Below are 23,215 nucleotides of genomic sequence, written 5' to 3' on the forward strand. Positions count from 1 at the left end.
TTTTCTCCTGATGTGTCTTCCATTTAGGCTTTGCTGTCTATACTTGGTATTTAAAGCTAGTGAGGTCAATCATGAGGTTCGTTAAGAGATTTGAGTAGATGACGACCTCGGTTTTTAAGGTCAACTAGTCTATCATTGGACTTTTGAGATAGGCATCGACTAGACGCTCGGTCGCTTCCACAGAGTCTGTATGAGTACGCTCGTAGGAATGACTTGATTCGATTCCAGCACCAAGGAGGGCATGTTTGACTTCAGCTCCCGCACTAACAGCAGCTGAAGCATCGCTACCATAGTAAGGATAGATGTCTAATTTGTAAGGGATGTGGTTAGCTTCACAAAGCGAAACCATGTGCTGACGAAGCTCATAATGGTAAGGACCAGAAGCGTCTTTGACACAGATAGAGACCGTGTACTCGTCAGTGGCTTGGTCATCTCCCATGGCTCCCATATCGACAGCTAAGTATTCAACAGTTTGAGCTGGAAGACTTGAGTTGGCACCATGACCAACTTCTTCGAAGGCTGAGAAGTAGAAGTGGGTTGTGTGTGGCAGTTTGGTCTTTTCTTCTTGATAGGTTTTGAGCAGTTCTAGGAGAATGGCTGCGCTGACCTTGTCATCTAGGTGACGTGATTTGATGAAACCGTTTGGAGTGACAACAACTCTGGGATCAAAGGAAATGAAATCTCCAACTTCGATTCCTAGAGCACGTGTTTCCTCAGCACTGGTAACTTTTTCGTCCAGACGTATTTCCATGTTAGCTTGATTACGTTCGGCAGTGCCAGCATCTTTGTAAACATGAACAGACGTTTGGTGCATGAGAATGGTTCCAGAAATTTCTTTGCCAGTTTTTGCGACATGGATAGTGCAGTTTTCGCCTTCGATAGCGTTATAAACAAAGCCACCGACTAAGTCCATTTTAAGGCGTCCATCTGGTTTGATGGCGCGAACCATGGCTCCTAGTGTGTCTAAGTGGGCAGTAACCACACGGTGTTGCTGGTTATCTTGGCCTTCGATAGAGACCATAACCCCTCCCTTATGAGTGCGGATGGGTTCATAACCAAAATGTTGTAATTCTGACACAATGTAGTTCATAATCGTTTTGGTGAAGCCAGTTGGCGAAGGGATGTTAGTCAGTGTTGTGATATAATCTACGGTTGTTTTCATAAATTCTCCTTTGTCAGTATATTGCTAATAGGATTATAGACATGCCATTCAAATAGTAGGACCAGTTAAAGCATCCAAAACTAGCACTTAAAGCTTTTGCTATCTTCTCTTTAGTGGTCTTATTACTTCTCAAACGTCTGCCAAGTCTCCAGAACAATTGGGGCGATGCGTTCGATATCAGCTGATGTTCCCCTAAGTTCAAAGTCAGCTAACATGGGGAAGCCAAATTGTTCAGCGTATTGTTTGGCTGAAAGGCAATACTGGTTGTTGAAGTTACGGTTACCGGAACCGATGATACCAAAGCAGTTTTTGTAGTTATCATGAGCTGCGATGAATTGTCGCAATGGTGTCGTCAAAATCTCGGTATCTCCACTATCCAGACCGTTTCCACCTTCAAGATAAGTCGGAAGGAGGGCAAGGAATGGTTCTTTGACAGGAAACGTTTCGTGTTTAAGGTCTTTGATGTTAATCAATCTGGAGTCAATGTTGTGCTTTTCTTTGAGAAAACTAGCAAAGCGTTTGACAAAACTGTGAGTATTGCCACTGAGACTGACGTAGACAAGGGTTAGTGTAGACATAGTGCTTCCTTTCTAGTTGTAATTATAAAGAAAGTTATTTTAAAATACAACCTTTATCCAAAATGAAAGAAAACGTTTTATTTGATTGTAATATTGATTCTAAAAGAGTTGACAATGCTTTTTATTAGTGCTAACATAAAAATATGAAACGTTTCACTTTTTACAAAAGGAGTTAAAGATGGTTAAAGATGCTTACAAACAAACTGCCGCTTCTATCATTGAATCGGTTGGTGGGAAAGAAAATATTTCAACAGCTGTCCACTGTGCAACCCGTTTAAGATTGGTTATTAAAGATGAATCAAAAATTGATATTGAAAAAATTGAAAGCTTAGACTTGGTAAAAGGACATTTTAATAATGGTGGTCAGTTTCAAATTATTTTGGGAACAGGCATTGTGAATAAGGTTTACGAAGAGTTTATGGCTTTAACGAATCTAGCGGAGGTCAGTAAAGAGGAATTTAAAAATACCGCTGCAACTAAGCTCAACCCTTTACAAAAGATTTTAAAAACCCTAGCAGATGTTTTTGTGCCTATTTTGCCTGCCTTGGTGGCGTCAGGTTTGCTGATGGGCTTGAACAATGTCCTAACAGCTAAGGGTCTGTTTATTTCGGGAAAAACACTAGTGGAAGTGTATCCACAATTTGCAGATGTAGCAAGTATGATAAACCTTTTTGCCAATGCAGCTTTTGTTTTTCTTCCAATACTTATTGGGTTTTCTGCTGCTAAGATATTTGGTGCTACTCCAGTTCTCGGCGCGGTTATTGGAGCGATTATGATTCACCCAGATTTATTAAATGGTTATGGGTACGCAGAAGCTTTAGCAAATAATACTCTTCCCTTTTGGAATATTTTTGGATTAAAAGTGGCACAGGTTGGTTATCAAGGCACTGTTTTACCAGTCATTGCAGCTTCCTTTGTATTAGCTATTATTGAAAAAACTTGTCGTAAGGTTGTCCCAGCTATTTTAGACATGATTATTACGCCATTGGTATCGGTGCTATTTACTGCATTGATTACATTTGTGGTGATAGGTCCAATCATGAGGTTTGTGGGAGATGGTTTGACGGGGTTCGTCTTATGGCTTTTCTATGATTTAGGAGCTGTTGGAGGTGCTATATATGGTGTTCTTTACCCACTTCTAGTTATTACAGGAATGCATCATAGTTTAGTAACAGCTGAAATGCAAATTTTATCTAATATTGAAACGTTAGGCGGTTCTCCAACTTTTGCAGTTGTGTCTGCTTCAAACGTTGCACAGGGAGCTGCTGCTTTGGCTATCTTCTTTTTAATGAGGAACGATTTGAAACTAAAAAGTATTGCTCCCGCAGCTGGAACTTCAGCTCTTTTAGGGATTACTGAGCCAGCACTTTTTGGTATTAACCTAAAACTACGTTATCCATTCATTGCAGCCTTGATAGGTTCGGCAGCAGGTTCTGGTTATGCTACGCTGATGAAAGTATTGTCTGTTTCGCAAGGCCCTGCTGGAATTCCAGGAGTCATTGTAATGAGACCTCAGTCAATGGGGCAATTTTTAGTAGCAATTACTATTGCCTTTGCGGTTTCATTTGTGATGACCTTTGTTTTGCATAAACTATTCTTGAAAAAGGAAGTTATTTGAGGGTTAAGCTATGGAATGGACACGTGAAGAACGTTATAGGCGATTAGAGGATGTTACGCAAGAAGCTTACCAAAAATTGTTAGAACAGGTTGCAAGATCTCCTTACCGCCAAAAATTTCATATACAACCTAAGACAGGTTTGTTAAATGATCCTAATGGATTTAGTTATTATAAGGAGCGCTACCATCTGTTTTATCAATGGTTTCCTTTAGGACCCGTACATGGTGTTAAATACTGGTATCATGTGTCATCCGAAGATTTACTGAATTGGAAAGATGAAGGTGTAGCCTTGGAGCCAGATAGTGCTTATGATAGCCATGGTGTGTTTTCAGGAAGTGGTTTAGTTGTAGAAGACGAGCTACATTTATTTTACACGGGAAATACTAGAACAGCTGACTGGATGAGAATCCCCTACCAGTGTCATGCTGTTATGAATCAGTATGGAAATATCAAAAAATCTAAATTACCCCTAATCTCAGATAGTCCAAATGGATTTACAGATAATTTCAGAGACCCTAAAGTAATCGAATATCAGGGGCAGTATATATGTTTAATTGGTTCAGAAACTACCGATAATAGGGGCAAAATCGTTTATTATAAATCTGAAAATTTAGTAGATTGGGAGTATCGAGGCACGATTGATACCGCCGATTATAGCAACGCTGGTTATATGTGGGAGTGCCCAGATTACTTTGAGCAAAATGATCAAGGCGTGCTGTTATTCTCCCCTCAAGGCATGTCACCTGAAGGTGAAAAATATCGCAATATTTTTCAGTCCGGTTATCTGATGGGGAATCCTATTGACTTTAGTACAGGTCAGTTTCATCATGATAAATTCAAGGAATTGGATAGAGGATTTGATTTCTATGCTCCTCAGACGATGCAAGATCACCTAGGTCGTCGACTCTTAGTAGGATGGTTAGGACTTCCGGGAGTAGATTGTGTGACAGATGTCTATGGTTGGGCACACTGTTTGACTCTGCCGAGAGAATTGATTGTTGAAAAGGGTCATCTTTATCAACGCCCTATAAAGGAATTAGAAGGGTTGAGGAAGTCCCACAGTTATTTTAGTGGAAACTTAAATGATGAAACACTTAACTTCTCTGAAACGTCTCGTACTTATGAATTGCAACTTAGCTTAACCTTAGATGAGCTGGAATATTTTGCGCTAACTCTGCGTAAGGGAGATGGAGAGAAGACCATCTTTTCTTATGATAGTAGTAGATCCAGATTGCAGCTAGATTTAAGCAATGCTGGAGAAACAATGACAGCTGAGTATGGTCGTATAAGATCATGTGAATTTCAGGCAGATAATTTAGATATTCATTTATTTTTAGATGAATCTAGCCTTGAAATTTTTATTAACAATGGCTTTGAGGTATTTACAAGCCGTATTTTTAGTAAAAAAGAAGCTAACGGACTGCAATTATCAAGTAAAGGTAAAACATCCTATGAATTAGATTTGTGGGAAATTTAATAATCAGTGTCAGCTTCTACGAAAAATATAAAATAAGTTTGGGATTATTTCGATCTCAAGCTTGTTTTTAGTTATGTTATAATCGATAAATATAAGCACCAAAGAATGGAGTAATAGATGGCTACGATAAAAGATGTTGCTAAATTAGCTGGAGTATCTGTAGGAACAGTTTCTAAGTACCTCAACGGATTTAAAGTTAAGGAGAAAACTAGGATTGCTGTTGAGGGAGCTATCAAAGAATTGGAATACGAGCCTAATGCCTATGCGAAAGGTTTAAAAACCAATCGAACTAACAGTGTGGTTTTGATTATTCCAAGTATCTGGCATCCTTTTTTTAGTGAGTTGACTTATTATATAGAACAGACTTTAAGAGAGCAGGGTCTTAAATTGATTCTTTGCAATACCAGGGATAATTTGGATGCCGAGATAGAGTATGTCACAATGGCACGTCAAAACAAAGTCGATGGGATTATTGCGATTACCTATAGTAATATCGATAACTATATCACCTCAGACATGGCTGTCGTTAGTATAGACCGTTTTTTTTCAGCTAATACCGATTTTATTTCCAGCGACAATTATCGTGGGGGGTATCTGGGTGCGAAAGTTTTATCTCAAAGGGGAAGTTCTGTTCTAGCTTACGTGGGTCATGGTTCTTCGTATGAAAATGATACGACAGCTCGCTTAGATGGTTTTAAAGCTTACTGTGAGGAATATGATATTCCTTACCATCTCTGCTATGATAGTGATTCTCGCAAAGAGTATCAAAACAGACTGATTGAATTTATCAATCAGATAGTCTCTGGTCAAATAAAAGTTGACGGTATCTTAACAGCGTCAGACACGCATGCTTTTAATGTTTACGAATTGCTAACACAAAGAAATATAAGAGTTCCTGAAGACATCCAATTAATAGGTTTTGACGGAAGTCAGCAAAGTTATTCTGCACCTGTATTTCTATCTAGCATCCGTCAAGATGTTCCGACAATTGCTAAAGAGGCAGTAGCTTGTTTATTAGAACGTATCAATGATCGGAACAACAATCATCCAGTTGTTCGTAAGAAAATTCCTGTTTCTTTTACTGAAGGGAAGACAACCCGGTAAATAGTAAAATATCTAGTACAAAAAAGAAGTAGAGTTAAGGGTGTTATCTTTGGAATCTAAAAAGTGAACGAAAATATAACAAGCTTCTGTCTTTCTTAAACAATAGAGAAATTGAACATTTAAGACATGATTGTAAGTCATTCTTAATAAAAACAGATGTGTCATAGAGACTATGAAACTCGCTCTATTCTTCTAAGTCATAAATTAAAACAAGTTGTTGCAATATTCCTATCACAGACCTATTCAATATATTCTTCTACGTGCTGAGAAATTAGTATTTTTAGTTATTGAAAATTTCCCTAATTTTGCGTCACAAAGGCTTAAGGATTAAGCTTTCAAGATGCTTGATGACTTGTATTGGGCTGGCTTGATTTTCACAGATTATTAGTAGCTTTATGAGAGTTTTTCTTTCTCTAAGAAAATGAATCAGGTTGAGGAAAATCGTCCAAAATTGACTTTTTCTTCAACCTGATTTTTTATTTTCGAAAACTAATTTTCTTTACGTTTTTTGACTTTAGCTACAAAGCCAAGGCTCATAACTCCTAAGATGGTCATCCAAAGTGAGTTTGTTTCACCAGTATTTGGTAAAGTTGCTTGGTCATTCTTGGTTGCAGCGAGAGCTTCTTTTTCGGTCGCATTAGCTGCTTGTGTTTGTGCATAGGCTTTGGCAACCAGATGATGAATGGCAGTGCGTGTTTCTGGATCTAGAGGAGATGGTGTTTGAGGATTTGGACGGGTACCTTCATTGCCACCAGGTGTTTCACTAGCTTTAGCTTCTGTGTAGGCAAAGCGATAGTCTCCGAATCCTTCCATATCAGCAGATGGGTTGAGGTAGAGCAGTTCTTCACTGTCTTTGACTAAGTTTTTAGCACTATCTGCCGTATTGAAACGTAAATCCAGTCCTTTAATGGTGTTTGCAAAACGCCAGTTATTATCCGCCGAAGGATTGATGGTTTTTTCAGCTAAAATATAGTTGATAATGGCTTGGCGATTTTCAAGATTAAGCAAACGATTGATGCTTGCATTTTTAACCCCTGGGAAGTTTCCAGTTGCACGGTAGTTATTGGTTACAACCATAAATTGTTGATTAGGGTCGATGGCTTGACCATTGTACTTGAGGTTGCGAACACGGTTGGCATCAGCGTTAACTAAGTTACCACTGCGGTCGTATTTATTTGGTTGGGTAACATCAAATTCGTAGGTGAGACCATCAATCACATCAAAATTGTAGGTACGATACTCCATATTGACGAGTGATTGTGGTTTGGTATCTGTTGGATCAATCTGATTGAATTGCCCTGCAGACATTTCCAACCATTCTTTTAAATCAGCTCCGGTTACTTTTAAGATAGCTGCGACGTTATCGTAAAGATAGAGATCAGCTACGTTTTTAATCGCGATTGGGCCAGCAGGAATATCAGTATAAGCTGTCGCATCTCCTCGCGTACCGGCCTTAAATGGTGCAGCGGCAGATAGTAGAGGAAGTTTTGCTTCTGGTGTGCCAGCCAGTTCTTGCTTAGCATACCAAAGCTGTGCATTATTCACAATTTGAATAGAAGGATCATCCTTGACCAGTGAAAAGTAGCTATTGATAGGAGCCGTAGTTGTGCCGACTTGCTTACGAACATAGGCAATGGTGCCTTGATGGGCTTCGTCAGCAAGGGCTACAATATTGGGGTCAGCTACATCGCTTTTCTTGTCAATTTCTCGGATTTCAGCATGACTCTTGGTGACTTTCCATTTGCCATTGGTGTAAGTCAAACCAAGATCGATAACACCAAGATGATCTCCATATTTACCAGCCATAGTAACTGGTTTACCGTTAATTGTTCCATTGACCCCATCAACGTTAGCGTATTTTTCATAAAAACCAGTATCGTCTCCTGAAGGGAATTCGGCGTGTGAGTGACCTGTTACGACAGCATCAACGCCGTCAATTCCAGCGATCTGGTAACCTACATTTTCCTCGCCTTCGTGGTATTCATCATCACCGATACCAGAGTGAGAAAGCACGAGAACGATGTCAGCTCCTGCCTGACGGATTTTTGGAACTAATTCTTCTAAAGCCTTGACTGAATCGCGAACAAGGACCTTGCCCTCTAAGTTTGCTTTATCCCAGTTGAGGATTTGTGGCGGTACGATTCCTGTGATACCAATCTTGAGATTGACTTGTTTACCGTCAGCATCTTTGAAAGATTTGGTGAGGATTTCGTATTGTTTAAAGAGAGGTTGTTTACTGGTTGCATCGATAACATTGGCATTGACGATGGGCAGACCTGCTGTGGCAATGACATTTTGCAGGTAGTCCAAACCATAGTTAAACTCATGATTTCCAAGTGTTGCAGCATCAAAGCCGAGAGCTTTTAAGGCAGCGTGCATGGGATGCTGTTCCCCTTTTTCAACACGGTCAACCAGGGCTTTGTAGGTACCAAGTGGTGTTCCTTGGATAAGATCACCGTTGTCGACGAGGAGGACGTTGCTATTTTCAGTTTTGGCTTTTTGGATTAGAACAGCGGTTTTGGCTAAGCCAATACTTTGTGAGGCTTTATCTTGGTAGTAATCGTAATTGACTAAATTAGTATGAAGGTCAGTAGTTGAGAGGATGCGAACATCTACGGCTTGCCCTTCTTGAGGAGGAACAGCGTCGCTAGTATCCGTTGAAACGGGATTGGCTGCTGTTACTGCAGTATCCGGATCACCTGACGTAGCAGGTTTGGTTACATCAGTTGTATCGGTAACCTGTGCTTGATCTGCTACTGTCTTTTTAGTTTCGACTGGTGTAGGTTTTTCTACGGCTGGAGTAGTCGTTGCTGCTTGGCTGACGACATTAGGGTCAGTTGGAGTTGTTGCATTTGTCGTTTCTTCTGCTTGAACCAGGCTAGCACTAGTTGCGGCTGCAAGAAGAGATAACAAAAGGGCGCTTTTGGACCAATAATACTTTTTCATAAGATCTCCTTTGTGATAAAAAAATATTTCCACAAACATTATACAAAAAGAAACCCTTTTCATCAATAAAAGACCTGAATAAAACGAATGTTTTATTCAGGTCTTTTGATAAACAGTAGTAATATAGTTGTTTTTACAAAGATAGTTAAAAGTGTTTGTTTTATTTCAAGGGCTAATCATCATAACCCTATTTTGCTTTCAACAGTTCCTCGATAGTCGAGAGAACCCCTGACTGGTCATTAGAAGGTGCTTGATAATGAGCTACTTCTTTCACTTTTTCAGAGCCATTAGCCATGGCGTAGGAATAGCTAGCTAAATCCAGCATTTCCAAATCATTGCCGCCATCGCCAAAAGTGGCTAACTCTTGACTAGTCAATCCCCATCTTTCCAATAAAAGCGCCAAAGCAGCTCCTTTATGGACGCCGGTGGCAATGAGATCGATATTGCCATCTTCAGCTGAGGTGGCTGTCATTTGTCCGGGAAATGCTTGGTTAAAGTAATGAGTGATGGCAGCGGTTTTTTCCGGTGGAATATTGATGGAACATTTGAGGAAGTTATCGTCTGGAAGTGTATCAAAGGTATCTACCTCTGTTAGTCGATGGTAGTAAAGTCCAAAATAATCTTTGTCGTCTTGCGGCATGGCTGATTTGAGATAGGCTGATTTTTCACCACAAAGCAGGATTCTCGCCTGGGGAATCTCACGTTCAATGAAAGTGATTGCTTCTTTAATAACAAGTTTAGCAATGGTAAAAGAAGTTAAAAAGCGCCCATCTTCAACAATATAAGCACCATTGTCTCCAACGATAGTCATCTGCTTTTCGTAATCTTTAAAAAAGGACCGAATTTGATAATATTGATTGCCCGAAATAGCGACAAAACGAGCACCTGACGCTTGAATGGTGTTGAAAACGCGTTTAAAACGCTCGCGATCATAATCGTTTTGAGAATTAAGAAAACTACCATCCATATCGGTCGCAAATACTTTAACAGTCATTTGATGTCCTCCTCATCTGGTGCTTGTCCATTGTGGGCTTGCCAAACACAGTCGCCATAATCAAAATCAGTAAATAGGGCGATAAAACTGGATGCTTCTGGTGAGCAAGCATAGATACCAATATTAACCGCTCCCTTTGCTTCATGAAGGTGACAAATCCGCATCTGTTCAAAAGTCTTGCCATCTTTTGAAGATTCAATACAAAAATCTTGTTCTCGACGACTCAGACGATACCACATGCTTTTGACAGTCGTCGGAATCTCTGTGGTCGCCCAATCAGAATAACCATGATTGGTCACGACGCTACCGAGATGTTGAAATCTTTCATTTTCATACTCAATTGATCCTTTGATCCAATTGTCGCTGTCTTGATAGAGAATGATGCCGCACTGGTCAAAGCGGTGGCCACTATTTTCAAAATTAGTCTTAACCGTAAAGGAAAAATAAGCTTCCTCGGTTGTCATTTGAAAAAGGGGCGCATTGTCATTTACAAAGTGATAGTAAGTTTTTTGCCAAAGATCAGTATGCGGCTCCGTTGTCAAGGACACCTGATGATCGGTGACGTGGTAGGTTTTGGGTGGACGCGTCCACTGGAAATCCTTCAAAGCTAATGTCATCATAACACCTCTTCTTTCTTAGATAGTCAGTTCCAACTGGTTGCCTTCTGGATCAAGCATAACGGCTTCGTAATAGCCATCACCAGTTGTTCGTGGGCCGTTGATGATTGGAAAGCCCTGTGTTTTCATAGTGTGAGCAAAGTCATCCACTGCTTCTTTTGATCCTAGTGAGAAAGCCAGGTGGGTTAGCCCAAAGGTATCTTTGTCACCCTTTTTGATATCTTCGCGGTGGCACAGCTCCAAGCGAGCCTCAGATGTAAAGGTTAGAAAGTAAGACGAAAATCCAGACTTAGGATTATAGTATTTTTCGGAAGACTCGGCTTTGAAATAGGTTTCGTAAAAAGCGCGCATAGCTTCTAAATCTTGGCACCAGAGTCCGACGTGTTCGATGGAAAGCATCACAAAATCACCTCTTCTTTGCACTTTTTTAATATTATAACGCTAACTTTAATCAAAAGATAGTATTATATTAGCTTGTTATGATACTATCCTATGTTTAGAATTGCTATCGGTATGTGAAAATGCTTTGATAGAGCTGTTCTTGTTAAAGCATTTTGCGAATCAATGTTAATGATTGATAACTGTAGGCGCTTGTTAATGAGCATTTGGCAGAGACCTTCTTTCCTTTTTCCTAGAAATCGTGTTAAAATAGTTACACGATAAGAGTCTAAGATGGGGTAGGTAGTTAGAATGGCAAAAACAGTTGATTTAACTGGTCAAGAAGTCGTTGCATTAGCAGCGGAATATATGACAACAGAAGATCTTGCATTGGTTAAGAAGGGACTGGAGTGTGCCGAGAAGGCGCATGAGGAACAGTACCGAAAATCTGGTGAGCCTTATATCATTCATCCTATCCAAGTGGCAGGGATTTTGGCAGGTCTGCATTTGGACGCTGTGACAGTCGCCTGTGGTTTTCTTCATGATGTTGTCGAAGACACGAATTTTACCTTGGGCGATATTGAAGAGCTCTTTGATAAGGATGTCCGTAATATTGTTGATGGCGTTACAAAACTTGGTAAAGTAGAGTACAAATCCCATGCAGAGCAGCTGGCAGAAAATCATCGTAAGATGCTGATGGCCATGTCTAAGGACATCCGTGTTATCTTGGTTAAATTGGCTGACCGTCTGCATAATATGCGCACCTTGAAGCACCTGCCTAAAAGTAAGCAAGAACGGATTTCTCGTGAAACCATGGAAATCTATGCGCCCTTAGCCCATCGTCTAGGAATTAGCCGCATTAAATGGGAACTAGAAGACTTGTCTTTTCGCTATCTCAACGAAGTTGACTTTTATAAAATTTCCCACATGATGAAGGAAAAACGTCGCGAACGTGAAGAACTTGTGGATGAAATTGTTAATAAAATCAAGTCAACAACGGAAGAAGAAGGAATATTTGGCGAGGTTTATGGACGTCCCAAACACATCTATTCGATTTACCGTAAAATGCGCGACAAGAAGAAACGTTTTGATCAAATTTATGATTTGATTGCGATCCGTTGTGTCATGGAAACACAGAGTGATGTTTATGCGATGTTGGGCTATATTCATGAGCTTTGGCGCCCCATGCCAGGGCGCTTTAAGGACTACATTGCCAACCCCAAAGTCAATGGTTACCAGTCTATCCACACCACCGTTTATGGCCCCAAGGGACCAATTGAAATTCAAATCCGTACCAAAGAGATGCATCAAGTTGCAGAATTTGGGGTAGCTGCTCACTGGGCCTACAAAAAAGGAATTACGACCAAAGTTGATCAAAAAGAATCGGCTCTTGGCATGAACTGGATTAAAGACTTAGTGGAATTGCAAGACGCGTCCAATGGTGACGCAGTTGACTTTGTGGATTCTGTTAAGGAAGATATTTTCTCAGAGCGCATTTATGTCTTCACACCGACAGGTGCCGTGCAAGAGTTACCAAAAGATTCTGGACCAATTGACTTTGCGTATGCTATTCACACGCAAGTTGGGGAAAAAGCGACAGGTGCTAAGGTTAATGGGCGCATGGTTCCTTTGACAGCTAAACTTAAAACAGGTGACGTTGTTGAAATTGTCACCAATAGCAATTCTTTCGGACCAAGTCGAGACTGGATTAACATGGTTAAGACGACCAAGGCCCGCAATAAAATTCGCCAATTCTTTAAAAACCAAGACAAGGAAATGTCGATCAATAAAGGTCGTGAAATGCTCGTGGATTTCTTTCAAGAGCAAGGCTACGTCGCTAATAAATATCTTGAGAAAAAACATATTGAAGAGATTCTGCCAAGGCTTAGTGTCAAGAGTGAGGAGTCCTTATATGCTGCGGTTGGCTTTGGCGATATTGGTCCTGTTAGTGTCTTTAATAAATTAACCGAAAAAGAACGCCGTGAAGAAGAGCGTGCCCGCGCTAAAGCTGAGGCTGAAGAGCTCATGAAAGGTGGCGAAGTCAAGGCTGAGAAGAAAGATGTTCTCAAGGTTAAGAGTGATGAAAATGGTGTCATTATTCAGGGAGCGTCTGGTTTACTCATGCGTATCGCTAAATGTTGTAACCCTGTCCCGGGTGACCCTATTGAAGGTTATATTACTAAAGGGCGAGGCGTTGCTATTCACCGTCAAGACTGTCACAATATCAAGAGCCAAGAGGGCTATGAACAGCGCTTGATTGAAGTAGAATGGGATGATGCCAATTCGCGCAAAGAATACCAAGCCGAGATTGATATTTACGCCCTTAATCGCTCTGGCATTATCAACGATGTCATTCAAGTGGTTTCAAATATCACAAAAAATATTTCCTCTTTTCATGCGCAGCCAAGTAAAGACATGAAGTTTGCTAACATACACGTGACTTTCGGCATTCCAAACGTTTCAGAACTCACCTATGTGGTGGATAAGATTAAGATTATTCCGGATGTCTACTCTGTTAAACGTACCAATGGCTAAAAGGTTCTGGGGATAGCACCTTTTAGGTTGCAGATAGAGAAAGCATTAGCTTTCGACTTTGAATTGATAGGGGATTTGTCTTTATACTTTGTTAGTGCCCCGTGCTTCATTCAAACCATGGATTTGCCAGACTGTCTCGTTTTAGATTGTTCAGTGCTATCTTTGTAGCATTTAGTGTTAGGTAAAGACATCGTAACTGCCCACTTACTTTACTGATGTTATCAATCATCCACGCACCTAATTCATTGCTGTTTTCCCTTGTGAAAGGTGACTTCAAAAGGGTTTGGCTGGAAGTGAATGACTGTGTCTTTCTTGCGAGCGTGGCAAGATAGGGTATTGTTAGGATTGGATTTTGGGGCAATAACGTTTTTTGATTGTTAGAAAGTAAATGCATTTATGAAAATTATTATTCAAAGAGTTTCAGAAGCGTCTGTGACGATAGACGAAAAAATAGTAGGTCAGATTGGCCAAGGACTGGTGCTCCTAGTCGGTGTTGGACCGGAGGATAATCAGGAAGATTTGGATTACGCGGTTCGTAAGATTGTCAACATGCGTATCTTTTCAGATGCTGATGATAAGATGAATCTGTCGGTTTGCGATGTTAAAGGAAGCATTTTGTCTATTTCACAATTCACCCTTTATGCTGATACTAAAAAGGGCAACCGTCCTGCTTTCACTGGTGCCGCTAAACCTGATAAGGCTAGTCATTTCTATGACCAGTTTAATGCAACTTTGGCAGAGCATCTCCCTGTCGAAAAAGGTGTTTTTGGAGCGGATATGAAGATTGCTTTGGTCAATGATGGTCCTGTAACCATTGTGCTAGATACTAAGAGTAGGTAGAATCATATGAGAATTGCCGTGCTAATTGTATTAGGTCTGTACTTGTTTGTTATTGCTTTCTCAACTGTTTTGAGCAGTTTGGGGGCCAAGATCATTACCAAACGCAATATGCTCTTGACGCTTTTTGGAGTGTTTGTGACCATTGCTTTTACCTACCTTTATTTCTGGCAGGACAATAGCAGTGCTATTTATGGTGTTGCTGGAGGTCTTTTTGGAATGTCAGGAATAGCCCTCAACAATGCTGCTAATATGGGACAACGTCCTAATCTCAAACCTCAATTGATTCGCCTAGTGGTTGATGTATTGATTTTAGTGGCGATGTTTTTGACGCCTTAAACACTAAGTGTCTAAATGAGAAGCTATCTGGTAATTCACTAGAAGTGCTGGTAGTGAAAAGCCAATGATGATAGCTAGTTAAAAGCGAGAAACTCACTAAGTTTTCTCGCTTTTTTTCGTTAAGCTTGGTCTAAATAAGCTTGCTACTCTAACTCTTTTAGCAAATCTTCCATATGTAAAATGGCTTCTGCAGGTAGTGGATTCTCAAGATTGTTGTGGTTAAAGTTGAGAAGGAAATCAAGGCGAGCTTGCATGCGGTCTCTGATTAATTGCTTGTAATCGTCATCGAAAGCCCTAACTGGAAACTCTGGACAATCCAAAAATTCTAGGTTAGACGTTGGTCCAAATGGTCTAAAGAGACCTTTCTTGTCGACGATTTGTTCAATAATGCCGAGGGTTGTTTCCTTGGGAATCTTGTCTCCCATGTAAGCACCAGTGTTAATGATGTAGCAATCAACTCCTGATTCAAAGAGGTTTTGGAATTTGTCATAGTCTTCTACCAAAGGATAGACGCGGAATGGATTAGCATAAGGCTCGATAATCAAACTGCTGAGGCTATCAGAAGTGTTTTCAGCACTAGAGCGCATGGTCATTAGCGTGCAGCCCATGGTTGAAGCGAGAACAGGATCATTGACTTTTACCAGTGGTGGTAAGGAATCATCTTTCATAATCCAGAAGATAGACTGGATACCATCTTGGATACGATCGACACGGTTTGGTGTTGAATAACGAGATTTGACAGTACGGCCGTTACCATTTCGAATATCCTCTGTCACTAATCGTTTACGACCGGTTTTATCCAAAGTAACGCCGCAGTTTTGAACCGTTACAAAGTAATCTTGTTCACGATGTCCTGACGGATAATCCTGTGTTTTGTCAAAGTAAGATGGCTCTAAGGCGATGGAAGAGCCGTCTTTTTCAGAGATGATAAAGGCGTCATCGTGGAGAACTTCAATATCGTATTTATCCTCATGTTTGGCATGGGTTAGAGTTGATTTTCCAGAACCAGAAAGTCCGAAAAAGGATGCGACATGGCTGTCTTGGCCGTCTTTTTTAAATATTTTCAATCCACCGTGACAAGAAACGTAATGATGTCGAGCGGCAGTTCCCCAACCTAGGGTAAGAGTGGATTTCTTAAGCTCGCCAAAGTAATGCATACCAAGAATAACTGCACAATTATGATTAGTATCAAAATAAGCCAAACCATCAGGGTAATCTGGGTGACTCCAGTCGGGATCAGAGAAAATGTAAATATCATTGTCTTCATACAAGACTGACTGATCCAAGCGTTTTTGATAATCATCATTTAAGATTTGAAAATTAATCAGCCAAGAATAGAGGTTGTTGATGTCATCCTCTGGTACCATGAGGTGAGCTCTAAGCATGAAGGCTTCGTCCAGGCCGACAACGGCATCAGCGCGGTAAAAAGTGCGGTGACGAGCATTGAAAATAGCCTCACGCACAATAGGGAGAAGCTTGGCATCTTCTTCAGGATTTTGTCCCAAAATGCGTCTAGCTTTAGCGGTCCGTCCAACAACTGCTCCGCCATTTGAGAGAAGGACCTTGGCACCTACTGGAAGTCCTAATTCGTCAGCATGAGCGACTTCCATATCAAGCACAATGGTTGTTGGTGCTTGGCTGGCTAGTGTATAAGCGTTCTCCAACGACGTAATCGTTTTGACATGATTCTCATAAAAAGCCGTTTCAATCGTTGCTTTGAGAGGGGAAAAGTAAGGAGCGCTTTTGCGCATAAGATCTTCAGCAAAGTGTTGATAAGTTACCATAAACAAATCTCCTTTTTACAGAATATGATTAGGTTCATTATATCACAAATTAAAGTAAGCGCTGTCATTTTTTCTGTAAAAAAACACAACTAAAACATAGTGTTAAAACCAAGCTTGAGTATTTGAAGACATTTGCATATAATGACAGTAAGGTTAAAAGCTAGTAGAAATACCAGAATGAGGAGTTGTATATGGCTGAGATGATTGTTGTCGCTAGTGATTCTTTTAAGGGGAGTGCCAACTCCTTAGAAGTTGCTTCCTGTATTCGTCAAGGGATTCATACCCTTTATCCTGATGATGAGGTTTTGGTTTATCCTATTGCTGACGGTGGGGAAGGAACCGTAGATGCCATTATGGCTAGTCGTGAAGGTCAGCGCATTTCGTTAACCGTTCAAGGCCCATTCGGTCAGAGTGTGGAGGCCCATTATGGTCTCATTGATAATGGAAACACAGCTATTATTGAGATGGCAGAGGCTTCTGGGCTCACTCTAGTCGCAAAAGAGGATTTGGACATTTTGCAATCTTCAACCTATGGGACTGGGGAACTTATCAAAGATGCAGTGGACAAAGGGGTATCAAACATTTATATTGGTTTGGGTGGCAGTGCAACCAATGATGGTGGTATGGGCTTGGCAGCTGCACTAGGGGTAAGATTTCTTGATGATGAGGGACAATCTCTAAAACCCATTTCTGGAAATTTATCAAAGATTCAGTCGATAGATACTAGTCAACAACTAGCTGCTATGGCTGATGTTGAGATTATCTTATTGGCTGATGTGGATAATCCTTTGTGTGGCGAAGAGGGGGCGTCCTTTGTTTATGGTGCCCAAAAAGGAGGAAATTCAGATCAATTGGAAGCGTTGGACAGAGCGCTTGATCGGTATGCGGATCTTGTGGCAGAGGTAACTGGTCGGCAGGAGAAAGATAGTCCAGGTGCCGGTGCTGCTGGAGGATTGGGATTTGGTTTGATGGCTTTTTTCAATGCTAAGGCACAAAGTGGTATCGCGACGATATTAGACTTGATAGCTATTGAAGATGTTATCGCCAAGGCTGATTTGGTGATTACTGGTGAGGGTCAGATGGACAGTCAATCAGTAAATGGTAAGGCTCCTATGGGAGTTGCCCAACTGGCTCAGAAACACCATGTGCCTACCGTAGCGATTGTCGGAGGAGCATCGACAGGGTTGGATGCGCTGTATGAAGCAGGGATTTCGGGAGTGTTTGACATTGTCCATTCTCCAATGAGCTTAGAAGACGCTATGACAAATGCACCCTCTCTCATTACCAATACCGCTAAGAATGTTATCAGTTTCTACCATAGCATAAAGAGATAAGAAAAGACTGAGATAGTTCGACTATCTCAGTTTCTTTGTACTTTAGACTCTTCGAAAATCAAAAGCAGACCTTGTTGACTTGATTTGATGGATTTAGATTCTATCTACATCGGTGTTGCCTAGCCTGCTTTTGATTGTCATTGGGTATTAACTGGCTGTTTTGAGCTTAGTTGGCTGGTCTTCTCTTGGCAAAATCCACAAATCTAAATTTATCCAATTTATGGCGGCTTTCGGTGAATTGAAATTGTTGACCATTAGTCAGAAAGACTTTGGATTTGATGGAGACGACATGATGCTCACCAGCAAGATCTAAAAGAATACTGTCCTGCTGGTTGGTCTGATCGATAGTAATCTCTTTTTCTGCTAGATCAATCATGAGGTGTAAGTGATTTTCTAAATAATCATAAATAGACTTTTCCGCAATCGAACGATCTATTTCCGGAACAAATGTGGTCAGCAAATAGTCAATGTCAAGAACAGAGGCCACGCCTTCCATCACACGTTGGCGCGTGATGCGCCAAACATGACTCTTGGGTGGAAAACCTGTTAACTCTGACAATTTCCCATCAATGATGAGTTTATCAATGGCAATGACATTAGTGGTTGTTGTCATCCCTTGTGCTTGCGCAATTTCTTGGAAACTGGTCAAGGTTGAGACAGGAAAATTAATCCGTTCATGTTTGATAATTTGTGAGCCACTGCCTTGACGTTTTTGAATGAGGCCGTGTTGTGCAAGGAGTTTCAAGGCTTTTCGAATGGTATCGCGGCTAACAGAAAATTGCTGAGCCAGATCTTCTTCAGTTGGTAAATAATCATTAACCTGATAGGTTCCTTGATTAATAGCAGCTTCTAAATTTCGGAAAACTTTCTCGTATTTTTTCATATTTTCATGTATTTTCTAAGTTGTCTATTTTTTACAGACAAGATACCTTATTTTAACAAAATTGAAGCAAAATGTCGCCAAACAACTTGCCTACAAATTTGAAATCGATTACACTTATCTTGTAAATAAATTTATCTACGCTTTACTGCAAAAAAATCTGGAGCAATCCTAGTAAACTATAAAAGGAGTTTGACTCAAATGGGAAAATTTGAATCTCAAGCTAAAGATCTCTTGACTGCCATAGGTGGTAAGGAAAACATCAAAGCTGTTACCCACTGTGCGACCCGCATGCGTTTTGTTTTGAATGATGACAGCAAAGCGAATGTTGCTGAAATTGAAAAGATTTCAGCTGTTAAAGGTACCTTTACTAATGCTGGACAATTCCAAGTGATTATCGGTAACGATGTGCCTATTTTCTATAATGACTTTACAGCCGTTTCAGGTGTTGAAGGGGTTTCTAAGGAAGCAGCTAAATCTGCCGCTAAAAGTAATCAAAATCCTGTCCAACGCGTCATGACGATGTTGGCTGAGATTTTCACTCCAATCATTCCAGCGATTATCGTTGGTGGTTTGATTCTCGGTTTCCGTAATGTCTTAGAATCTGTGGGGATGCCATGGCTAGGACAACAAATCGCAGATGGTGCCAAAGTTTTTGATGCTGATGGCAATCCTGTCTGGAACACTATAACAATGGTGTCACCATTCTGGAATGGTGTCAATCATTTCCTTTGGTTACCAGGTGAAGCGATTTTCCACTTCTTACCAGTAGGAATTACATGGTCTGTTTCTCGTAAAATGGGAACCACTCAAATCCTTGGTATCGTTCTTGGTATCTGTTTGGTTTCACCACAGTTGCTCAATGCCTATGCCGTAGCTGGCACACCAGCAGCTGAAATAGCTAAAGATTGGGTGTGGGATTTTGGTGCTTTCACCATCAACCGTATCGGTTACCAAGCGCAGGTTATTCCAGCCCTTCTAGCAGGACTTAGTTTGTCCTACCTTGAGATTTTCTGGCGCAAACGTATTCCAGAAATGGTGTCGATGATCTTTGTCCCATTTCTATCATTACTTCCAGCCCTAATCTTGGCTCACACTGTTTTGGGGCCACTTGGTTGGACCATCGGTAAAGGCATTTCATTTGTCGTCTTGGCTGGATTGACAGGACCTGTGAAATGGCTATTTGGTGCTATCTTTGGTGCCCTTTATGCGCCACTTGTTATCACTGGTCTCCACCATATGACTAATGCTATTGATACGCAACTGATTGCAGATACAGCTTCTAAAACAACTGGTCTATGGCCAATGATTGCTTTGTCAAATATGGCGCAAGGTTCAGCTGTATTAGCTTATTTCTTCATGAATCGCAAAAACGAGCGTGAAGCTGAAATCTCACTGCCGGCTGCTATCTCAGCCTATCTTGGTGTTACCGAACCAGCTCTTTTCGGTGTCAATGTTAAATACGTGTACCCATTTGTAGCCGGTATGATTGGTTCTGGTATTGCAGGGCTTTTATCAACGACTATGAATGTTCAAGCCAACGCTATCGGTGTTGGTGGTATTCCAGGCTTCCTTGCCATCAATGTTAAATACATGGTCCCATTCTTCATTTGTATGGCAGTTGCTCTTGTTGTACCGTTTGTCTTAACCATTGTTTTCCGTAAAGCTAAGATTTTAACAAAAGCTGAGGATGAAAAATTAGCCTCACAAGCGGCTCTTGCTAGTGCAGAGGATGAAACACCAGCAGCTACAACTGCTACGACAACATCAGCAGTAGGAACAGTTTCTTCAATCCATAGCCCACTTGCTGGTGAAGCAAAACCACTTTCGGAAGCTGTTGACCCAGTCTTTGCTCAAGGTGTTATGGGACAAGGGGTTCTTATTGAACCATCTGAGGGTGAGTTAGTGTCACCTGCAGCGGGGACGATTTCTGTTCTTTTCCCATCAAAACATGCTGTTGGACTTGTAACCGATGAAGGTGTGGAAATGCTTATGCACATCGGTATGGACACCGTAAACCTTGACGGAAAAGGGTTCACAGCCCATGTTGCCCAAGGGGATAAAGTGGCTGTTGGCGATCCCTTGATTTCATTTGATATAGCAGCTATTAAAGCAGCGGGGTATCCAGTTGAGACACCAGTTATTGTAACAAATCATAGCGATTATCAAATTGACATTTTGGGCAATTTACCTCGTCAGATGACGCGTGGAGAGGATCTTTTGACTGCAAAGAAACAATAACAGAATAAAGAGGAAGCATGATTTCACAAAAAGAATGGCATAAGCTAATGGATCAAAAATTGTACAACCCTTATAAGGTTGGTGGTGATTCATGGCAAAACGTTCATCAAGCACAGAAAACGTTTAATGAGTCTGAGTTTTGGCACGATGATTCTGCCTTAAAAGCTCTTCGCCTTTGCTTTGCAGAAGCCCCTGAGGATATGGTACTAACGCCTCCAGTTTATTTTGATCATGGTAATCGGATTCGATTTGGAAAGCATTTTTATGCGAATACAGGTTTGACTATTTTAGATGAGCATCATGTCACTTTTGGAGACAATGTATTTTTAGCGCCACATGTCAGTATTTATACGGCCGGACATCCCATAGACGCTTTTGTCCGCAATACCGAGTTAGAATATGCAAAACCAGTAACGTTAGGGTCAAATATTTGGGTCGGGGGAAATGTGGTGATCAATCCAGGTGTGACGATTGGAGATAATGTTGTTATTGGTTCAGGTTCTGTTGTGACCAAAGATATTCCAAGCAATGTTGTAGCTGCAGGGAATCCTTGCCGTGTGATACGCTCGATTACGGATGCAGATAGAGACTACTGGCATAAACAGTATCAAGACTATCTTAAAGACCAGTGATGCTTATGAGAAGCATGGATGTGTGAGTTTTAGAAAGGACTTATATGGCAATCGACAAACGTAAGGTTGTTTATCAAATTTACCCAAAATCATTTAAAGACACCACAGGTAGTGGTACTGGTGACCTCAATGGGGTGACTGAAAACTTACCTTATCTGAACGAATTGGGGATTGATATGATCTGGCTCAATCCTTTTTACCCAAGCCCCCAACGTGATAATGGCTATGATGTGGCTGACTACACCGCTGTCAATCCAGATTTTGGCACGATGGCAGACTTTGAAGCTATGGTGGCGCGTGGTAAAGAGTTGGGTATTGATTTTATGTTGGATATGGTGTTAAACCACTGTTCAACGGAACATGAATGGTTCCAGAAAGCTCTAGCTGGTGATCCCTATTACCAAGATTTCTTTATCTTGCGTGATGAGCCGACTGACTGGGTTTCTAAGTTCGGTGGCAATGCTTGGGCACCGTTTGGTGATACTGGAAAATACTATCTCCACCTCTTTGATGTGACACAAGCTGACCTAAACTGGCGCAATCCCAATGTCCGTGAAGAACTCTTTAAAGTGGTTAAATTCTGGCAAAACAAAGGGGTTAAAGGTTTTCGTTTCGATGTGATTAATTTGATTGGTAAGGATGAGGTTCTTGAAGACTGTCCTATCAATGATGGAAAACCAGCTTATACTGACCGCCCTATTACGCATGATTACCTTCATGAACTCAACCAAGCTAGCTTTGGACAGGATGATTCTTTCATGACCGTTGGGGAAATGTCAGCGACAACCGTTGAAAACTGCATCCTGTACACCGCTCCAGATCGCGAAGAATTGTCAATGGCCTTTAACTTCCATCACTTAAAAGTAGATTACCAAGATGGGCAAAAATGGACTATTATGGATTTTGACTTTGTCGCACTTCGTGATCTCTTTCATTCATGGGGTGAGGGCATGAGCCAAGGCAACGGCTGGAATGCTCTGTTCTACAACAACCATGACCAACCACGTGCCCTTAATCGTTTTGTGGACATTAAGCGTTTCCGCAATGAAGGTGCAACCATGCTGGCAGCTTCTATTCACCTATCACGCGGGACACCGTACATCTACATGGGTGAAGAAATCGGGATGATTGATCCAGATTTTGAGTCAATGGCTGATTATGTGGATGTTGAGAGTCTCAATGCCTATCAAATTATGCTAGATGAGGGTAAGACACCAGAAGAAGCTTTCGCGATTATCAAAGCCAAGTCGCGTGATAATTCTCGCACACCGATGCAATGGGATGCCAGTGATAATGCTGGATTCACCACAGATACACCATGGCTCAAGGCAGGCAAATCTTACGAAACGATTAATGTGGCTAATGAAAAAAACGGTGTTATCTTCAAGTTTTATCAAGATCTTATCCGACTTCGTAAAGACATGCCGATTATTTCCGAAGGGGATTATAAGGCAGCCTATCAAGATAGCGAGTCTGTTTACGCCTTTGAGCGTGAGTTAGACGGTCAAAAACTACTTGTCCTTAACAACTTCTACGACAAGGAGGTTGAATTAGACCTGTCAGCTGATTACCAAAATGCTCAAGTCCTAATCAGCAACTATGATACTGAAACGATCGGTGAAACCGTAACCCTAAAACCCTACCAAACGATTGCGATATTGGCAAACTAGAGCTATCGATTTTGTTCAAGAAGGGATAGACCCCAGCTCAGATTGGAGAAAAATATCCAAAATGGACTTTTTCTTCAATCTTTTTTCTT

The 23,215-nt window shown here is 41.0% G+C and carries 18 protein-coding genes; 10 read left to right on the top strand and 8 right to left on the bottom strand.

Annotated elements, in window-relative coordinates:
* Positions 1-124 precede the first annotated feature (124 nt).
* Together A2G56_RS07995 and nrdI are read right to left on the bottom strand one after the other, a co-directional pair.
* Positions 125-1,162: a M42 family metallopeptidase gene (locus tag A2G56_RS07995; protein ID WP_062711228.1), complete on the bottom strand. Its 1,038-nt coding sequence runs from the start codon at positions 1,160-1,162 to the stop codon at positions 125-127.
* Positions 1,163-1,284: 122 nt separating this feature from the next.
* Positions 1,285-1,740: a class Ib ribonucleoside-diphosphate reductase assembly flavoprotein NrdI gene (gene nrdI, locus A2G56_RS08000; RefSeq protein ID WP_062711231.1), complete on the bottom strand. Its 456-nt coding sequence runs from the start codon at positions 1,738-1,740 to the stop codon at positions 1,285-1,287.
* 178 nt (positions 1,741-1,918) lie between these two features.
* Between nrdI and A2G56_RS08005 the strand changes: the two genes are divergently transcribed.
* The 3 genes from A2G56_RS08005 to A2G56_RS08015 all read left to right on the top strand — a co-directional run bounded on the left by A2G56_RS08005 (position 1,919) and on the right by A2G56_RS08015 (position 5,939).
* A complete protein-coding gene (locus A2G56_RS08005; protein WP_062711234.1) occupies positions 1,919-3,358 on the top strand; it encodes a sucrose-specific PTS transporter subunit IIBC in 1,440 nt (479 codons plus the stop codon).
* A 10-nt stretch (positions 3,359-3,368) separates the two neighbouring features.
* Entirely contained in the window at positions 3,369-4,835 is a 1,467-nt protein-coding gene (locus A2G56_RS08010) for a glycoside hydrolase family 32 protein (protein ID WP_062711239.1), read from the top strand.
* A gap of 117 nt (positions 4,836-4,952) precedes the next feature.
* Positions 4,953-5,939 carry a LacI family DNA-binding transcriptional regulator gene (locus A2G56_RS08015; RefSeq protein WP_062711242.1) on the top strand — a complete coding sequence of 329 codons (987 nt, stop codon included), beginning with the start codon at positions 4,953-4,955 and terminating at the stop codon, positions 5,937-5,939.
* Positions 5,940-6,428: 489 nt separating this feature from the next.
* Here A2G56_RS08015 and A2G56_RS08020 read toward each other — a convergent pair whose 3' ends face one another.
* The 4 genes from A2G56_RS08020 to A2G56_RS08035 form a co-directional block, all read right to left on the bottom strand.
* The gene (locus tag A2G56_RS08020; protein ID WP_062711245.1) at positions 6,429-8,885 is read right to left on the bottom strand and encodes a bifunctional 2',3'-cyclic-nucleotide 2'-phosphodiesterase/3'-nucleotidase; all 2,457 of its coding nucleotides are present in this window, start codon (positions 8,883-8,885) and stop codon (positions 6,429-6,431) included.
* A gap of 187 nt (positions 8,886-9,072) precedes the next feature.
* Positions 9,073-9,879: a Cof-type HAD-IIB family hydrolase gene (locus tag A2G56_RS08025; protein WP_062711248.1), complete on the bottom strand. Its 807-nt coding sequence runs from the start codon at positions 9,877-9,879 to the stop codon at positions 9,073-9,075.
* The gene (locus A2G56_RS08030) at positions 9,876-10,499 is read right to left on the bottom strand and encodes a DUF1349 domain-containing protein (RefSeq protein WP_062711250.1); all 624 of its coding nucleotides are present in this window, start codon (positions 10,497-10,499) and stop codon (positions 9,876-9,878) included. Before A2G56_RS08030 ends, A2G56_RS08025 begins: the two co-directional genes overlap by 4 nt.
* A 15-nt stretch (positions 10,500-10,514) precedes the next feature.
* Positions 10,515-10,898: a VOC family protein gene (locus tag A2G56_RS08035; RefSeq protein WP_062711253.1), complete on the bottom strand. Its 384-nt coding sequence runs from the start codon at positions 10,896-10,898 to the stop codon at positions 10,515-10,517.
* 288 nt (positions 10,899-11,186) lie between these two features.
* Between A2G56_RS08035 and A2G56_RS08040 the strand changes: the two genes are divergently transcribed.
* From A2G56_RS08040 to A2G56_RS08050, 3 genes are all read left to right on the top strand, one after another.
* Positions 11,187-13,409: a RelA/SpoT family protein gene (locus A2G56_RS08040; RefSeq protein ID WP_062711255.1), complete on the top strand. Its 2,223-nt coding sequence runs from the start codon at positions 11,187-11,189 to the stop codon at positions 13,407-13,409.
* Between the two features lie 396 nt (positions 13,410-13,805).
* Positions 13,806-14,249 (top strand): D-aminoacyl-tRNA deacylase, encoded by a 444-nt coding sequence (gene dtd / locus A2G56_RS08045; protein WP_062711258.1) that lies wholly within the window; start codon positions 13,806-13,808, stop codon positions 14,247-14,249.
* A gap of 18 nt (positions 14,250-14,267) precedes the next feature.
* Positions 14,268-14,585, top strand: a complete 318-nt coding sequence (locus tag A2G56_RS08050; RefSeq protein ID WP_237334406.1) for a hypothetical protein — start codon at positions 14,268-14,270, stop codon at positions 14,583-14,585.
* Positions 14,586-14,728: 143 nt separating this feature from the next.
* Here A2G56_RS08050 and A2G56_RS08055 read toward each other — a convergent pair whose 3' ends face one another.
* A complete protein-coding gene (locus A2G56_RS08055; protein WP_062711263.1) occupies positions 14,729-16,369 on the bottom strand; it encodes a phosphoenolpyruvate carboxykinase (ATP) in 1,641 nt (546 codons plus the stop codon).
* Between the two features lie 191 nt (positions 16,370-16,560).
* Here A2G56_RS08055 and A2G56_RS08060 point away from each other — a divergent pair, with 191 nt between their 5' ends.
* Positions 16,561-17,703 carry a glycerate kinase family protein gene (locus A2G56_RS08060; protein ID WP_062711266.1) on the top strand — a complete coding sequence of 381 codons (1,143 nt, stop codon included), beginning with the start codon at positions 16,561-16,563 and terminating at the stop codon, positions 17,701-17,703.
* 166 nt (positions 17,704-17,869) lie between these two features.
* On the opposite strand, the gene treR is transcribed toward A2G56_RS08060, so the two are convergent.
* Positions 17,870-18,586 (bottom strand): trehalose operon repressor, encoded by a 717-nt coding sequence (gene treR, locus A2G56_RS08065; protein ID WP_062711269.1) that lies wholly within the window; start codon positions 18,584-18,586, stop codon positions 17,870-17,872.
* Positions 18,587-18,784: 198 nt separating this feature from the next.
* On the opposite strand from treR, the gene treP reads away from it, so the two are divergent.
* The 3 genes from treP to treC are packed head-to-tail and all read left to right on the top strand — an operon-like array spanning position 18,785 to position 23,126.
* Complete coding sequence (gene treP, locus A2G56_RS08070) at positions 18,785-20,824, top strand: PTS system trehalose-specific EIIBC component (RefSeq protein ID WP_062711271.1); 2,040 nt, start codon at positions 18,785-18,787, stop codon at positions 20,822-20,824.
* Positions 20,825-20,841: 17 nt separating this feature from the next.
* On the top strand, positions 20,842-21,456 hold the full coding sequence (locus tag A2G56_RS08075; RefSeq protein WP_082785130.1) for a sugar O-acetyltransferase: 615 nt from the start codon (positions 20,842-20,844) through the stop codon (positions 21,454-21,456).
* 44 nt (positions 21,457-21,500) lie between these two features.
* Positions 21,501-23,126: an alpha,alpha-phosphotrehalase gene (gene treC, locus A2G56_RS08080; protein WP_062711275.1), complete on the top strand. Its 1,626-nt coding sequence runs from the start codon at positions 21,501-21,503 to the stop codon at positions 23,124-23,126.
* The last annotated feature ends 89 nt before the right edge of the window (positions 23,127-23,215 follow it).

Source organism: Streptococcus halotolerans, from assembly GCF_001598035.1.
In the GTDB taxonomy this organism is placed as follows: Bacteria; Bacillota; Bacilli; order Lactobacillales; family Streptococcaceae; genus Streptococcus; species Streptococcus halotolerans.